Consider the following 15,479-nt stretch of genomic DNA (forward strand, 5'->3'; position numbering starts at 1 on the left):
AGAAGAACCAAACAAAAAACGCAGCCTACGCTGCGTTTTTTACGACAAGAAGTTTCACGTGAAACATCATTAAAACAGTCGAGTCGGCTCGCCAAGATAGTAACCCTGCAAATAATCCACCCCCATGTCTTGTGCAATGGTACACACCTCCTGATTGTGGACGAACTCCGCCACCGTCTCCGCGTTAAACACCTGGCACAAACGCACCAACTGGGAAGCGATCTTGCGCTGTTTTAAGTCTTTATCAATATCACGAATCAAGCTGCCATCGAGCTTTATGACTTCTGGCTCCAACTTTAGGATTTCATCGATATTCGAATAGCCGGACCCAAAGTCATCAACAATGATACGCGCCCCTAAGCTTCTAAAATGACTGCACACTTCTATCATTCGGCCATAGTCTTTGATCTGCTCAGATTCCAGCACTTCTAAACCAATTCGCCTTGGGTCATTTAGCTGGCTAATTTCATGCTCTAAAAGTATTAAAGTTTTATCACTGAGCAAATCTTGCGGCGATAAGTTTATAGAAAAGTCACCTTGCTTATCTCGCATGTAATGCAACGTAGAATGAATCATGTGCCGACTTAGTCGAGTGTAAAGATGCGTATCAGAGATAATTGGCAGAAAACGCCCTGGCGCAATCACCGTTCCATCGGCTTCCAGAATACGAACCAAACATTCTTGGCTTGCCAATTTGTGGCTACCCGCATGCACAATCGGTTGGCTATAGGTGATGATATTCTGTTTGAGAATGGCTCTACTGACGCAACTTAGCCATCCAAGTTGCTCTTTGCGCACATCCTCACTGACTTCAATATCTTTCGCATTACAGATATGGGTATTACTGCGTACACCAGAGCGCCTCGCTTCGATGCCTTTGAGTAAGAGCTCATCTACTGAAGCGGATGGAAAGTCTCGACGACTCACTAAGCCGCCGCATAGCGAGATAGAAAGATAATCTATTTCACGTAGGCCAATTGGCTCAAAATTAGTTTGTTCTACCGCGTCAGCAAAACGCGTAAAGTGCTGTTTGATGGTCTCGCTGCTTTGATCAGCTTTAAATATGAACGCCCATTCACCAACCCCAATACTATAAAGCTGCAAAGCCGTTGGCATGCCGAAACGCTTTCGTAATCGATTCGTAAAGTGCATTGAGAGATCTTTGAGTAATTGATCTCCCACTCGGTAGCCGTATTTTTCGTTGATATGACTAAAGTTAAGTAGCTTTAGAGTCAACAAATGCTCATCCAAATCGATGTTACTCAGCCGCTCTTGCAATGCGACCCGGTTTTGTAACCCCGTGCGACTGTCGCGTCGATAGCTTTCTTGTAACTTGCGCGTTTGGCGATCGAGTTGATATCCCATATGCGCGTTCATATGGTTGAGATCGCCGATCGCATTTCGAATCAAGCTAAACAACGGTGAAATAGAGGAGCTAACGGGCGACTTAGGCAAGTTCAATGTTTGCACTTCGTCTCCCTCTCGCATCGCTAAATACGTCAGGCTGTGATGAAGAATTTCGGGCTGACCAATACCACCATGCAGTTCCCCCATACAGTAACTACCAAACGTCGTCGCAATATCTTTAAAGGCTTGGACTTCGTCGCTGCTGTCAATAAAGTCTAACCGTGACGCGCAGTTAAAAATCATCACGACTTCAGGTTGGTGCATGGCTAACTCAACCACACCATGCCGCACTTGCTCGAGCGTTAACGAGGGATGGTTATAGCAAAATTGCACTTCGTCACCAAGACACCAGGGCCTGTCGAAGCTCATACTGCCATCAGCGTGTAGCTCCGTTACCGTACAAACTTCCTTTCGCCCTAAGCTTTCTCGATACAAAGGAAAGCTGAGCAGTTGACTCAGCGTCACGTCATGGCCATCCGCCAAGTAACGCTTGTATACTTCCAGCGCTTTCTTCTCACCTAAACAATACAAGCGCGTTCCTTTTGCATGAGTGACTTTGTGTGGCATGCCAATCGGGTTCCATTCCGAATACGCATCAGTCCATAGCTTCAAAGTATCACTGTGCAAAGCTACGGCAACCACAGCGTTATCGTAAACTCGGTTTTGATATAGCACCCAGCAGCCATCGTCAATACTCTGCGCCAACCCTCCAGAAATCACTACTTCTTCACTGGCGAAGGTTTGAAACAAGGGATAGTCACGTCGTTCAATTTGCACAGCAAAGCTGAGGATCACCTGTGAATTATGCTGCATTAGAAGAGAGCGCTTGAGCTCCCCGCCATCAATGTCAGGGGAGTAAGAGTATGTTTGTACCGCAGAAGTCAGCGTGGTTTGCTCAAATTCAATCACACTCACTAGGCAACCAGAGGTAAATATCTCCCCTTCCAGAATCACATTACGCGTACTATGCCCCATAACATGAGCATTCGGCAGCGACGACAAAACGGCGTCTGCAAGTGTGGTCGTAATTTCGCGCGATTGCGTCGACAATATTTGTACTAAATATTGTTTATCTGAGGAAGTCGGAAAAGTGACTAAAAAGTCATTCAGTTGACTGACATCGTGAACCAGTTTTGAAAAAGCTCGCATGGACCTACCACTGCCGTAACACTATCTTCACCACGACGTGTGGCGTTACTATTTTTATTTAATAGAGAATAATTTACGTGGCTTTGCGCTGCTTTTCTAGACACAAAATGAGATTAGAATGGATTAATGCGAAAGCAATTAAAAAAGTGTGAGTAACGGCTGCAAACTATTGATTTCAATATCAGGTAAAGTACGTGTTTTTGAATGGTTAATGACATTTTTATTCATATCATTAAACCAACAGGCTGCAAAACCAGCCAACTTTGCACCATGCACATCCGTGGTTAGATGATCACCGACATGCAGAATATTCTCCGCAGGGATATCCAAGAATCGCTTCGCTTTAGTAAACATATCGGTTGCGGGTTTCGCCAATCCATCTGGTCCTGCTTTAAGTACCTGTTGGAAATAAGGCGTAAGACCGATGCGGTCTAAATCCACATTACCGTTGGTGATTGCCACCAACGGGATATGCTGCGCGAGTTCCTCCAGTACATCGAGACTTTGCTGCGGCACTTCAAAACAGTTACGCCAGTCTAACGCAACGTCTACTGCGGCTTTCGCGGCGGCATGTGCTGCGTCTTCGTCGTAGCCTACTTGGGAGAAAGCTTGCTGAAGTTGCACTAAACGCCATAAAGTGACATCGCTCTTCAGCTCGGGTTGTTGCTGCACAACTCGCTGTTTGAGAGCAAACCAATCCGCTTTGTTCATATGAGCAACCGCTGGATGATGGTGCTTGAGCCAAGATAGCAACTCACGCTCCATGCGAACGATCACAGGATAGTTGTCATAGAGGGTATCATCTAGGTCAAAGGTCATTGCCTTAATAGGCTCGATACGGCGATAAAATTTCATACTTCGGCTCACTCCCCGTTCTTTTTGCGTGCGCGTGGGTGGGCTTGGTCGTAGGCTTGCGCCAAATGTTGGAAATCCAAGTGCGTGTAGATTTGGGTCGTCGAAATGTTCTCGTGCCCTAAAAGCTCCTGCACCGCACGTAAGTTATTGCTTGATTCGAGCATATGTGTCGCAAATGAGTGACGCAATTTATGCGGACTAATATGGCTTGCGACAGACTGTTTCTGCCCCCATTCAGCCATGCGCTTTTGCACGCTACGATGCGAAATACGCGTTCCGAGCTTAGATACAAACAAGGCGGGCTCACCTGGAGCGGCTAAATCACCACGAACGCGTAGCCACTTCCCAACCCACTCGGTTGCCATCCCAGAGAACGGCACTTTACGTTCTTTATCGCCTTTACCAATAACACGAAGCTCACCACTACGCAGTTGTACGTCACGTACATCCACACCCACCAGTTCAGCCAAACGTAAGCCGGCGCCATACATCAGCTCCATCATGGCGCGATCGCGCACAGCCAACGGGTCGTCCTCGTTGACTTCAAGTAATTGGCTCACTTCGTCAACATCGAGGTTTTTGGGCAACGGGCGTTTTTTGCGAGGTGCTGAAACCCCTTTGGCTGGGTTAGCCGACATCTCGCCACGCAGAATAAGGAAATCGAAAAAACTACGCAGCGATGAGAGTCGCGTTGCCAAACTGCTGGCTTTCATGCCTTCTCGCATGCCCTTACCTGCTAATTGGCGCACCCAACCAGCATCCACTTGAGACCAATCTTTGAGCCCCATTTCAGCTAAGTGCTGCGCCATAGTTTCTAGCTGCTGTTTGTAATTGCGCTGAGTATGTAGGCTAAGCCCCTTTTCGCTTCGTAAGAATTCATAGAAGCGCTCAAGAGGCTTTTGCAGACTATTTGGTAGAGGAGTGTTGGGAGTTGTCGTCATCGTAACTTTGCCATACCAGTGTTTGAGCGAGATGTGCCACTACTAATGATAGGTGACGCAAAAACAAGGTATCCATATCTGGCTGAAAATGGCCGCCATCTTCACTAGAAAAAGCAAGCACGCCCAGTGTTTGCTGTTTCACGAGCGGCAGTACCACATAGGACCCCATTTCCGGCACTTCCATGTTGCCAAACAAAGCTTCACGATCCACTTTGCGAAGACGTCCTAAGTACGCATCTTTGCCATTTAAGTGAGTGGTCGCAAAGCGTTGATAACTTTCCTTACTCAATTGAATCGATGCGTCGCATTGACTAAACAATCGAACAAACGCACGTAAGCCCAATGCTTTGGCTTTCTCTTCGATAGAATGAATGACTTGTTTAAAGTCACCACACTTTAGAATCTGCCCCTGCAAATCCATAAATTCGTAAAAGGTGCGATCATTGTTCGCCGCAAGCGACATTAGTGTAGTGATCTCTTCCTCTAACTCTTCAATGCGCTGACGTTGGCGATTCATTTGGATGTGTACCAAAGATACCGCGCCTAAGTCTGAGTGTGGGAAAGATAAACGATCCACAAGCTCCGGACGTTGCACAAAAAAATCTGGATGATCTTTGAGGTACTCGGCCACTACTTCAGCCGTTAAGGCATCTGCTTCTACTTGAGACAAAGCGTTTCCTTTTTCTTCAACTAGCAAGACAATTGACCATCAAATACATGCGTTGTAGGTCCGGTCATAAACAACGGCTTGCCAGGGCCTTGCCATGCAATTCGCAATTCACCACCAGGTAGAGAAACCTTAACGTTTTCATCCAACAAGCCCTGCAGAATCCCAACCGCGACTGCCGCGCATGCACCACTACCACAAGCTTGTGTCTCTCCTGCGCCTCGCTCGTAAACTCGAAGACGAATATGGTCACGACTCATCACCTGCATAAAGCCAGCGTTGACGCGCTCTGGGAAACGCTCATGCGACTCAAGCAGCGGACCGAGAGTTTCCACTTCTGCCGTATCCACATCGTCGACCACGGTCACTACGTGCGGGTTACCCATGCTCACAGCACCACAAAACAAGGTATTGTCGCCTGCTCGCATGATGTAAGTTTTCTCTTTTTGCTTCGCTTTGAAAGGAATTTTGTTCGGTTCAAACTCTGGCACGCCCATGTTGACCGTCACTTCCCCATCATCTTCGATGTTGAGAATCATCTTTCCTTTCTTGGTGCTCACGCTGATGCTGTATTTATTGGTCAGCCCCTTCAAGCGAACAAAGCGGGCAAAACAGCGTGCACCGTTACCACACTGTTCAACTTCACTACCATCGGCATTAAAAATCCGATAATGGAAGTCGGTTTCGGGGTCGTACGGGGCCTCTACCACAAGCAATTGGTCAAAACCAACGCCAGTATGACGATCCGCCAAGCGGCGGATCAGGTCTTGCGAGAAAAACACGTTCTGGGTAATACAGTCGACGACCATGAAGTCGTTGCCCAAACCGTGCATTTTGGAAAAGTGGAAATGCATTTGTTGTGTGTTACTCCGGTAGAATCTGTTCCAGCTGCCACAAACTGGTCAGCTCCTCACGCTGGCGAACTAAGTGGCTTTGTTTACCGTCCACCATCACTTCTGCCGCTCGGGTACGAGTATTGTAGTTCGAAGACATCACAAAACCATAGGCACCTGCTGAACGAACCGCGAGTAGATCACCTTCTTGCAAAACGAGTGCGCGATCTTTACCCAAGAAGTCGCCGGTTTCACAAATAGGACCAACCAAGTCGTAAGTCTGAGCTTCACCCTTTCGCGGTGAAACTGGCACAATATCTTGCCATGCTTGGTATAGCGCAGGACGCATCAAGTCGTTCATTGCAGCGTCGATAATCGCAAAGTTTTTATGCTCAGTATGTTTTAAAAACTCAACACGCGTTAGCAAGATACCTGCGTTCGCAGCAATTGCACGGCCTGGCTCAAAGATCAGCTCCAAGTCTTGGTGATTTTCAAGACGACCAAGTAACGCTTTGGCGTAATCAGAAGGCTGAGGTGGTAATTCATCACGATAGACCACACCCAAACCGCCGCCGACATCAAGGTGACGAATGTTAATGCCTTGCGCTTTTAAATCATCAATCAGGGCTAATAAACGGTCTGTCGCGTCGATAAATGGGTCTATATTGGTCAGCTGAGAACCAATGTGGCAGTCGATGCCTTGTACATTCAAGTTCGGCAGGCTTTGCGCGAATTTATAAACATCTGGCGCACGATCAAACGCAATGCCGAATTTATTGTCGCGAAGACCAGTCGAAATGTAAGGGTGTGTTTTCGCGTCGACATCTGGATTGATACGCAGAGAAATTGGCGCAATCACACCAAGCTCACCCGCAACCTTGTTCAAACGTTCTAGCTCTGGCTCAGATTCAACGTTGAAACATTTGATACCTAGCTCAAGAGCGCGCTTCATCTCTGCCGGTGTTTTACCAACACCAGAGAAAACGACTTTTTTCGGATCACCGCCTGCGGCAATCACACGCTCAAGTTCACCACCCGACACGATGTCAAAACCCGATCCCAAACGCGCTAGCGTGTTCAATACGCCTAAGTTTGAGTTGGCTTTCACCGCGTAGCAAACCAGGTGAGGATGCTGACCCACAGCACTATCAAACGCCTTCCAATGGCGCTCTAGCGTGGCTCGAGAATATACGTAAAGAGGAGTGCCATATTGCTCTGCAAGAGCTTGAAGTGGGACGTCTTCGGCCCAAAGCTGGCCATCATCCTGATAGTTGAAGTAATCCAAAATTCGCTTCCCTTATTTTATTCGACTGCTGAACCCTAATTTCACCCTAAGGTGCGGTTATTTATTGTGATTGCTCATTCTGTTGCGTGTCATCTGGAATGTATAGTGAGCCAGACTGACCACACCCCGCTAAGGTCGCGGCAACCATCACAAACAACACAGTAACTAATTTTTTCATTTCGCATATCGTGATTATTGAATCAATGCCCCCTATAATCGCACCACACTCAGGAAAAGCAATAGGATAGACGGATGAACGATACTGAATTTCATCAACTGGTGGATGCGCAGATGCAAATCATCGAAGAATCCATCGATGATTCAGGCGCAGACATTGATTACGAAGTCACTGGCAACGTAATGACATTGGAATTTGAAGACCGCAGCCAAATCATCATTAATCGCCAAGAGCCGATGCAGGAGATCTGGCTAGCGTCCAAATCTGGTGGTTTCCACTTCAAGCTTATTGAAGGTAAATGGACCTGCTCAAAAACGGGTATGGAGCTATTTGAAATGGTGAAGCAAGAGTGTGAAAAGCACGCGGGCGAAGCCATTGATTGGGTATAATACTGGTCAATCGTCACCAAAACAAAAAGAGCACCGAAGTGCTCTTTTTGTTTATTGATAAGGGTTTAATTACGCGTTCACAGTTTTGGTCGGGCGACTCGGTGAACAACCGTCATTACGGTAAGGAATGATATACGCATTCCCCTCTTCAGGGTGAATAATTTGATAGTACTGAGGCAGGTTAAAATTAATAAACTTCGACGCGACGCGACTATCGTCTTTTACCGACGTGTAGAAACTGTTTACAGACGAAATCATTTCATCTTTGGAGCCACTAAATTGGTGATACACTTCTACTTGATTTGACTCATCCAACACATAAATATTGAAGCCATCTTCGTTATCTTCAAAGAAGAACTGCACCAGACCTTCACTGGCAAACCCATCCACCGCTTCCGGCATTTGATATTCTTGCTCACGATCGAGCATTAACAGCGGCGAGCCTTTGAGTTTGTTAGTAGAAATGCTGCGGTAGAAATCGATGGAATTTTCTAGCTTCTGCACCGACACACCACGACGTTCAAAGAACAACCCATAAGTCTGGTTACCAAGACGCATCGCTTTAAAGCGGCGACGTTTCTCTTGCTCTACTGGTTTCAAGCGTAAGTCGATACATTCAGCTAAAAGCTGGTAAACCATATTACGCATCACACCACGCATGTTCTTCGCATAGCAGAACACATCCACTGATTCTGGTGGCAACGCATCTTGGTGCATTTTGCCCAAAATGGTTTTCAGTGCATCCAGCATCGCCGTTTCCCCTTTGAAATGCAGCGTACGCACTTCATGCCAAGAGTTACGGTAAACAAGGTCAACACTGCCGACTAAATTTTTATGTTCTGGACCAAAGCTAAAAATATCGGTGTTCTTAACATCCACTTTCAACGAACGACCAGAAAGTTCAGACGTCGGATCATTTTCGAAGTTGATGAACATCGCAAGCTGGCTTATTTCACAAGGACTCGCTAGCGCCTGCATAGATGGACGACGCTTACGCAACGCAAAAGTATTTCGTAAGTCACTCACCATTTGGTAAAACTTATCAATATCTAGCTGCGCTTCACGTACCACGGCATGTAAACGAGTCGATTCAGTGATCAAGCCATTGAAGAATGCCCAAGCAACCAACTTACTCAAGTATTCATGATGCTCTAGATATGGTTGCCCCAAAATGCGGTGCGCAATAAGCGGTTGTTTATAGAGGTACCAACCAGACTTGTTTACCCCCCCTTTTTTCACTTCGATAAAGCTCAAGTCAGGCTCGTGCAGATCAGGTGAAATCTGTGGGTTTAGTAACGTTACTTTGCCCGGCAATACTTCAAAAGCAGCGTAGAGTTTACGGGCCAAAATACTGATGTCTTGCGGACTGATAGCAGAAGTGATGTCGTTACGACGCGCAAATTGAATCAAGTTACGGTAGCTTTGCATCAACGCATCCAGCAATGCATGATGTACCACCTTTACTTGTTCAACCTTCCAATTACGGCGGTCATCGAGCTCTGCAACGACACTGGCATCCCAATTCCATTTTGCAATCATATCGCTCAGTGCTTCACGACGCCAAGCTACTGAGCCAATATTCGGCTCACGAGATAGTTTTTCATGGGTTTTGAGATAGAAACAGCGACGCACCAAATCCAAACGTGTATCGTCTTGAATTCGCTCTAAGTAACGGGTTACTTTTTCCAACATTAAGTAGTACGCATCCATGCCATAGAGGTCAGGCTCATGGGCAAAGAAACGACGCTTAGTGTCGATACTTAACAATTGAGTATGCGGGTATTCCCACGAGTAAGCTTCTAGCAAGATGGCTTTTAATACCGATTTGTAGGGAGAGTCGATGCTTTTGTATAACTGCCACAAGTTCGAGCCGAAGTATTCTTCAGCAGGAATGCAGTTCAATTTACCAAAGTCGATCCATTCACTACAGTCGATGTAACCATCACTGCACAGTTGAGAAACGTACTCGTCGTAACACTCTTCCATTTCTGGCGGCACGATTTGCCATAACAAACGCTGTCCGGCAATACGCACCGCACTACGATAGAATTCATCTAGCAAAAGTAAGTGCTGAGATGAACCACAGTTATCACCTGTCATCTCCTCAGAATGATTGCTTCTAAAGCGCTCTTTATCCATTAAGAAAAAGTTCGCTTCCACGCCTTTGCTTTGTGCCCAATCCGTGATGAGTAAGCATTTATTGGTCAATAACTCGCGTTCGTCACAATCCATCTCTGGTGAGATACACACCCAAATATCCAAATCACTGGAAGTACTTTGACCAATCGAGGAGGTACTGCCCATGGTGTACAAACCCAATATAGCGGGCTTTTCTACCGTCTTGAGCGGCTGACCAATGGCAAGTTGAATATCATCTATGAATTGTTGCTGAATGCTATTTAGTTCAAGCCCATGTACACCAAACGGGACATCGGCATCATAATAGCCAGGAATTACAGGATGGTTGTAGTTCAACAAGGCAGGAATCAAATGGAAGACTTGCTGGCTTTGAGAATCCATAAGCGCCAGCGCGCGATCAACTCGCTGCTGATTCAAATTATCTAGTCGCTGGATGATTTTTTGGGTGTAAGCCTGCAAGGGGAATTCCTTGGTTGAACAATCACGAAAATCTGCTGACGTTTTAAACCAAAATGGCTTAAAAACGTGATCAATTTAACACTTTTATTGGTGCGGGTAAAGCTTCACGCCCGCGTATCACTCTGGATACAAAACCATACTTTAGTCACAAAATTAATCGCGCGGTAGTGTCGCTCTTATTACCTATTACTAATAATAGTCCTTAGTCTAATTGAGAATCCAGTCACACTATTTTCATAACGTCATGTAATTCCATTCATAGCCTTCAGAGATAACGAACTAACAGTAAGCATTTCTTGATGAGAATGGTAGGATAAACCCAAATCCAAACAGCATTGAGAAGATCATGACACAATCCACACCGATTCGCATTGCAACTCGAAAAAGCCCTCTTGCTTTATGGCAAGCTTACTTTGTTAAAGACGCCCTTCAAGCCGCTCACCCAGGCTTGGAAGTCGAGTTAGTAACCATGGTGACCAAAGGTGACGTGATTTTAGATACACCACTAGCAAAAGTTGGCGGCAAAGGCTTGTTCGTAAAAGAGCTTGAAGTCGCGATGCTAGAAGGACGTGCAGACCTCGCCGTTCACTCAATGAAAGACGTGCCCGTCGATTTCCCAGAAGGCCTTGGCCTCGTGACCATTTGTGAGCGTGAAGATCCTCGTGATGCCTTCGTCTCTAATACCTATAGCCACATTGATGAGCTCCCTCAAGGTGCCGTGGTTGGTACTTGCAGTTTGCGTCGTCAATGCCAACTGAAAGAATATCGTCCGGACATCATCATCAAAGAGCTTCGCGGTAATGTGGGCACTCGCCTTGGTAAGTTAGATGCGGGTGAGTATGATGCAATCATTCTTGCTGCGGCTGGCCTTAAACGATTGAAGCTTGAAGAGCGCATTCGTAGCTTTATCGAACCAGAGCAATCACTACCAGCGGTAGGCCAAGGTGCTGTCGGTATTGAGTGCCGCCTTGACGATGAAAGACTGCTTAAGCTGCTTGAGCCACTTAACCACCAAGACACCGTAGACCGCGTTTTGTGTGAGCGCGCAATGAACCTTACGCTAGAAGGCGGCTGTCAGGTACCTATCGGCAGCTATGCCCTGCTAGACGGCGACAACATTTGGCTACGCGCATTAGTTGGCGAACCAGATGGCAGCAAAATTGTTCGTGGTGAAATTCGTGGCCATCGTAAAGATGGCGAAGCATTAGGAGTACAGCTAGCCAATGAGCTGCTAGATAACGGCGCTCGTGAAATCCTAACTAAGCTGTACGCAGATCACGAATAACCATGGCAGTGTTGGTCACTCGGCCGGGAGAGCAAGGCAACGCGCTTTGCTCTCTGCTCGAAAGGCACGGCATTTCCGCATATCACCATCCCCTGATCGACATTGTCGCCGATCTCACGGACACGCACCTCTCTAAACATCTACATCAAGCTCAAATTGTTATCGCTGTTAGTCGACATGCAGTGCAATGCGCACAGCAAATCTTAGCCAGCAACGGGATGTCATGGCCGAAACAAGCTATTTACCTTGCCGTTGGTCAAAAAACAGCACACTATTTAAGCAAATGTACCCAACAGAAAGTACACTATCCCCAAGTCAGTGATAGTGAACACTTATTGCGACTGCCAGAGCTCAACAATGTGGCACAACAACAAGTTCTTATCCTTCGTGGTAACGGCGGAAGAGAGCTGATCAAAGATGCATTGGTGAGGCGTGGCGCAAAAGTTCACTATAGTGAGACTTACAAGAGAGAATTCATCCCATTCGATCCAGTAAGCTGTATCTCACTATGGAAAAACCTACAAATTAACCAGATTATTGTCACCAGTGGTGAACAACTGGATTATTTGTGCAGCCAATTGACGTCGGAGCAATTGACTTGGCTTAATCAACAAGAGTTGTATATCCCCAGTCAGCGTATCGCTGACATCGCAATTCAAAGGGGGTTCACTCGCGTGAGATGCACGGGAAGCGCATCCAACCAAGAATTACTGGCGGCTCTCCAGCCCTAGCTACACAGGATATAGGCATGACAAGTAAAAATAACGACCAAAAAAATAACGATAAAAACCTTTCCGAAGAAACCTCATCGGCACCGCTAGTCGAAAAAACCACATCGCAGCAGGATGCGGACCTTAAAAAAGAGCAACCACAAGCGGCCGAGCCCCCAAAAACAGCAGAGCCAACCAAAGTCGAGTTTGAAGAAAAACAAGGTAAACGCGGTGTCAAACTAGGCACGGTCGCTATCATCTTATCGATTATTTTTGGCGGTGGCCTCGCGTACAAGCTGCATCAACAGCAAGCCGATTACCAAGCGCAGATCGCCCAACTAAAAAGTCAGCTAGAAAGCACTCAAGCTTCCATGAAGCAAGAACTCAGCCGGGTACAAGAAGAAACCATCGAGAAAGCAACAACCGTGACACACAAAGCGGAAGTGGTACTTGGACAGCAACAGAAGAGCATTGAAAGCTTACAGCTCGCCGTTGCCGATGTGAAAGGTCGTCGACCAAACGACTGGCTATTAGCGGAAGCCGATTACCTTGTCAAATTAGCTGGTCGTAAATTGTTCTTAGAGCACGATGTAGAAAGCGCGACTCAACTGATGGAAAGTGCAGACCAACGCATTGCAGCACTGAATGACCCTAGCCTCGTCAAACTACGTAAAGCAATGGCGAACGATATCACCAAACTTCGCACTATCCCGCTAATTGACCGTGATGGATTGGTACTACGCTTAACTGCCCTACAACAGCAAGTAGACAAGCTCCCTCTCGCCAATGCACTGCTACCTGAAGCTGAAGCCGTAGAAAACACTGAAGTGTCTGAAGATATCGCAAACTGGCAAGATAACTTAATGACCTCTTTGAAGGACTTTTCAGAAAACTTCATTACCTTCCGCACGCGCGATGGTAACGTCATTCCACTGCTTTCTCCTGAGCAACACTTTTACCTGAAAGAAAACATCAAAGCCAAATTGGAAACGGCAATAAAAGCGGTGTACCAAGAGCAAGGTGAAATTTACACCACGTCTCTAAAAACAGCAGACAAATGGGCATTAGCTTTCTTCAACCAAGACGATAATTCCGTTAAAGAGTTCAACAAAACGGTTAACCTACTAAGTCAGCAAAATATTCAAGTGGAATACCCAACGAAACTGCAAAGTCAGTCTCAACTATCAGATGTCATTCGTGAACGCCTACGTCGTGAAGTCACAACGATGACAGGCATGGAGGATAAGTAATGTTTCGTCTTATTTTCCTATTTGTTGTACTAGGCGCAGGACTATTTGTTGGCACCCAGTTTTCTGGTCAGCAAGGCTATGTACTCATCTCCATTGCCGAGAAAACGATCGAGATGAGCGTAACGACATTAGTGGTTTTCGTTATCGCAGCACTCGCAGGTCTTTTTCTGCTTGAGTACCTGATTAAGAAGTTAGTTTATGCTAGTTCTACAACATGGAACTACTTCAGTGTTCGCAAAATGCGCCATTCCCGCCGATACACCAATGAAGGCATTATTAAACTTCTAGAAGGTGACTGGAAAGGTGCTGAGAAGAAAGTAACTCGCTGGGCAAATCATCACGATATGCCGCTGCTCTGCTACTTGGTTGCGTCTGAAGCAGCACAAGGCCAAGGTGATAAAGCAAAACGAGATCACTATCTAGAGCTAGCGAGCCAACAAGAGAACGCCCATCTCGCAGTAGAACTGACTCGAGCGAAACAATTTATCCGCGACAACGAGTTCGAGTCCGCTTTCGATACCTTGCAATCGTTAAAAAGTCAGTATGCGAGTAACTCTATTGTATTGAACTTGCTGAAAACAACGTACATGCAGCTAAAGTTGTGGCAACCTCTTATTGACCTCTTGCCACAACTAACCAAAGCAAAACTCATCACGGAAGAAGAACATGCAGAGCTGATTCAAAAGGCGCAGTGCGGCTTACTCCATGAAGTAGCGCAACAACAAGGTAGCGAAGGGCTAATCTCCCATTGGAATAGTCTCTCACGTAAAGTGAAACAAGACACACACCTCGTTGCCTGTTTTGCTCGAGAACTCATCACACGAAAAGCTGATGCAGAAGCCTTTACCGTGCTAAAAGAAGCATTAAAAAAACAACCTGCCCCAGAGCTTTATCAACTTCTGCCAGATCTAAACCTGCCAGATACCCACCCTGTCGTGGTCTTCTTAGAGGGAGTAGTGAAGAAAGAACCGGATAACGCCGCTGCCCATAGCGCATTAGCGCACTTCTATTTCCGTCAAGAGAAGTGGCCAGAAGCCCAAGACCACTTTGAGATCGCCTTAAAGCTTCGCTCTGACGTCTCTGACTATGCATTCCTAGCAGACACACTAGAGAAGCAAAATCTAACCAAAGCTGCTCACGAAGTCTCTCGTAAAGCTCTCACGCTCGTACAGAATGACTAACTAAAGGTGACCTAACCAAGCCGGCAGCTTACTGTCGGCTTTTTTATTGCCTGCTACTAACCCTTTAGTCCTTAGTCATCAATATGTTTATCCAATTCATTGGCTCCCAAGTAGTTCTCAACTTCCTAGCAACTCACTATCGTTTCACTTTCCTCTTCTTTTTTTGACTACTCTGATCCTGTCATTCCAGCAGAATCCAAAACAATTTTAAAAGATGCAGGAATACGTAACTTTAGCCTGTTGATGTATGGTTTTAAGACGTAGCTAGATTTAGGCAATAGAGCACACGCGTCGCTAGACTGAGCAAAACAAAAAGATACATCAGTGAAACAGTGGCTATTTTAGTATGCTTATTTGTTCGGTCTATCCGGTAAAAGGGGCTAGAGAAGCAATGGTAGTGCTTTAAGAGAACGATAAGGCAATAGATGGTTCAACAACTTAACAAAGCATCTCCAACAACCTTATCTGGACAGCATGCAGTGATGAGGATGAACAGCTTTAGAGGCAACTGCACTTCTTAGCAAAAATCAAAACATCACAACCAATACCGATACCAATATTACTTTGTCGAAAAGTAGATCGCATATGGAATTGATTTTTGACAAGCACAGATAGAGTAATAAAGATGTGCGGAAATGAAAAAAGCCTCGCTATTTCTAGCGAGGCTTCTTAATAGTGGCGGAGAGATAGGGATTTGAACCCTAGATACGCTATTAACGTATGCCGGTTTTCAAGACCGGTGCTTTCAACC

The 15,479-nt window shown here is 46.1% G+C and carries 13 protein-coding genes; 5 read left to right on the top strand and 8 right to left on the bottom strand.

Annotated features, from left to right (window positions below; translation table 11 throughout):
- Positions 1–69: 69 nt before the first annotated feature.
- The 7 genes from R7Q11_RS22660 to lptM all read right to left on the bottom strand — a co-directional run bounded on the left by R7Q11_RS22660 (position 70) and on the right by lptM (position 7,315).
- Positions 70–2,556: an EAL domain-containing protein gene (locus R7Q11_RS22660; protein ID WP_053307415.1), complete on the bottom strand. Its 2,487-nt coding sequence runs from the start codon at positions 2,554–2,556 to the stop codon at positions 70–72.
- A 138-nt stretch (positions 2,557–2,694) separates the two neighbouring features.
- The gene (yigB, locus tag R7Q11_RS22665) at positions 2,695–3,411 is read right to left on the bottom strand and encodes a 5-amino-6-(5-phospho-D-ribitylamino)uracil phosphatase YigB (RefSeq protein ID WP_170890930.1); all 717 of its coding nucleotides are present in this window, start codon (positions 3,409–3,411) and stop codon (positions 2,695–2,697) included.
- A gap of 8 nt (positions 3,412–3,419) precedes the next feature.
- Positions 3,420–4,352 (bottom strand): tyrosine recombinase XerC, encoded by a 933-nt coding sequence (gene xerC, locus R7Q11_RS22670; protein ID WP_005378742.1) that lies wholly within the window; start codon positions 4,350–4,352, stop codon positions 3,420–3,422.
- Positions 4,318–5,049 (bottom strand): DUF484 family protein, encoded by a 732-nt coding sequence (locus R7Q11_RS22675; protein ID WP_182016945.1) that lies wholly within the window; start codon positions 5,047–5,049, stop codon positions 4,318–4,320. Before R7Q11_RS22675 ends, xerC begins: the two co-directional genes overlap by 35 nt.
- Positions 5,043–5,873, bottom strand: a complete 831-nt coding sequence (gene dapF, locus R7Q11_RS22680) for a diaminopimelate epimerase (RefSeq protein ID WP_005378744.1) — start codon at positions 5,871–5,873, stop codon at positions 5,043–5,045. Before dapF ends, R7Q11_RS22675 begins: the two co-directional genes overlap by 7 nt.
- A 10-nt stretch (positions 5,874–5,883) precedes the next feature.
- Positions 5,884–7,137, bottom strand: coding sequence for a diaminopimelate decarboxylase (gene lysA, locus R7Q11_RS22685; protein WP_005378745.1), 1,254 nt, complete (start codon positions 7,135–7,137; stop codon positions 5,884–5,886).
- 61 nt (positions 7,138–7,198) lie between these two features.
- Positions 7,199–7,315, bottom strand: a complete 117-nt coding sequence (gene lptM, locus R7Q11_RS29860; protein ID WP_005378746.1) for an LPS translocon maturation chaperone LptM — start codon at positions 7,313–7,315, stop codon at positions 7,199–7,201.
- Positions 7,316–7,389: 74 nt separating this feature from the next.
- Here lptM and cyaY point away from each other — a divergent pair, with 74 nt between their 5' ends.
- A complete protein-coding gene (gene cyaY / locus R7Q11_RS22695; protein ID WP_047104004.1) occupies positions 7,390–7,704 on the top strand; it encodes an iron donor protein CyaY in 315 nt (104 codons plus the stop codon).
- A 69-nt stretch (positions 7,705–7,773) separates the two neighbouring features.
- Here cyaY and R7Q11_RS22700 read toward each other — a convergent pair whose 3' ends face one another.
- On the bottom strand, positions 7,774–10,302 hold the full coding sequence (locus R7Q11_RS22700; protein WP_005378748.1) for a class I adenylate cyclase: 2,529 nt from the start codon (positions 10,300–10,302) through the stop codon (positions 7,774–7,776).
- A gap of 346 nt (positions 10,303–10,648) precedes the next feature.
- Between R7Q11_RS22700 and hemC the strand changes: the two genes are divergently transcribed.
- From hemC to R7Q11_RS22720, 4 genes are read left to right on the top strand one after another with little or no spacing between them, the layout of a single operon-like run.
- Positions 10,649–11,587 (top strand): hydroxymethylbilane synthase, encoded by a 939-nt coding sequence (hemC, locus tag R7Q11_RS22705; RefSeq protein ID WP_213917318.1) that lies wholly within the window; start codon positions 10,649–10,651, stop codon positions 11,585–11,587.
- A gap of 2 nt (positions 11,588–11,589) precedes the next feature.
- On the top strand, positions 11,590–12,318 hold the full coding sequence (locus R7Q11_RS22710) for a uroporphyrinogen-III synthase (RefSeq protein WP_005383386.1): 729 nt from the start codon (positions 11,590–11,592) through the stop codon (positions 12,316–12,318).
- Positions 12,319–12,335: 17 nt separating this feature from the next.
- Positions 12,336–13,547: a uroporphyrinogen-III C-methyltransferase gene (locus R7Q11_RS22715; protein ID WP_005378751.1), complete on the top strand. Its 1,212-nt coding sequence runs from the start codon at positions 12,336–12,338 to the stop codon at positions 13,545–13,547.
- Positions 13,547–14,728: a heme biosynthesis protein HemY gene (locus R7Q11_RS22720; RefSeq protein ID WP_205461609.1), complete on the top strand. Its 1,182-nt coding sequence runs from the start codon at positions 13,547–13,549 to the stop codon at positions 14,726–14,728. The genes R7Q11_RS22715 and R7Q11_RS22720 overlap by 1 nt, the downstream gene beginning before the upstream one ends.
- The last annotated feature ends 751 nt before the right edge of the window (positions 14,729–15,479 follow it).

The organism is Vibrio sp. 970, assembly GCF_033339075.1.

Excerpts from the sequence above, each read along its gene's own strand:
- R7Q11_RS22660 (WP_053307415.1), bottom strand. The coding sequence starts at position 2,556 with ATGCGAGCTTTTTCAAAACTGGTTCACGATGTCAGTCAACTGAATGAC.
- yigB (WP_170890930.1), bottom strand. The coding sequence starts at position 3,411 with ATGAAATTTTATCGCCGTATCGAGCCTATTAAGGCAATGACCTTTGAC.
- xerC (WP_005378742.1), bottom strand. The coding sequence starts at position 4,352 with ATGACGACAACTCCCAACACTCCTCTACCAAATAGTCTGCAAAAGCCT.
- dapF (WP_005378744.1), bottom strand. The coding sequence starts at position 5,873 with ATGCATTTCCACTTTTCCAAAATGCACGGTTTGGGCAACGACTTCATG.
- lptM (WP_005378746.1), bottom strand. The coding sequence starts at position 7,315 with ATGAAAAAATTAGTTACTGTGTTGTTTGTGATGGTTGCCGCGACCTTA.
- cyaY (WP_047104004.1), top strand. The coding sequence starts at position 7,390 with ATGAACGATACTGAATTTCATCAACTGGTGGATGCGCAGATGCAAATC.
- hemC (WP_213917318.1), top strand. The coding sequence starts at position 10,649 with ATGACACAATCCACACCGATTCGCATTGCAACTCGAAAAAGCCCTCTT.
- R7Q11_RS22710 (WP_005383386.1), top strand. The coding sequence starts at position 11,590 with ATGGCAGTGTTGGTCACTCGGCCGGGAGAGCAAGGCAACGCGCTTTGC.
- R7Q11_RS22715 (WP_005378751.1), top strand. The coding sequence starts at position 12,336 with ATGACAAGTAAAAATAACGACCAAAAAAATAACGATAAAAACCTTTCC.
- R7Q11_RS22720 (WP_205461609.1), top strand. The coding sequence starts at position 13,547 with ATGTTTCGTCTTATTTTCCTATTTGTTGTACTAGGCGCAGGACTATTT.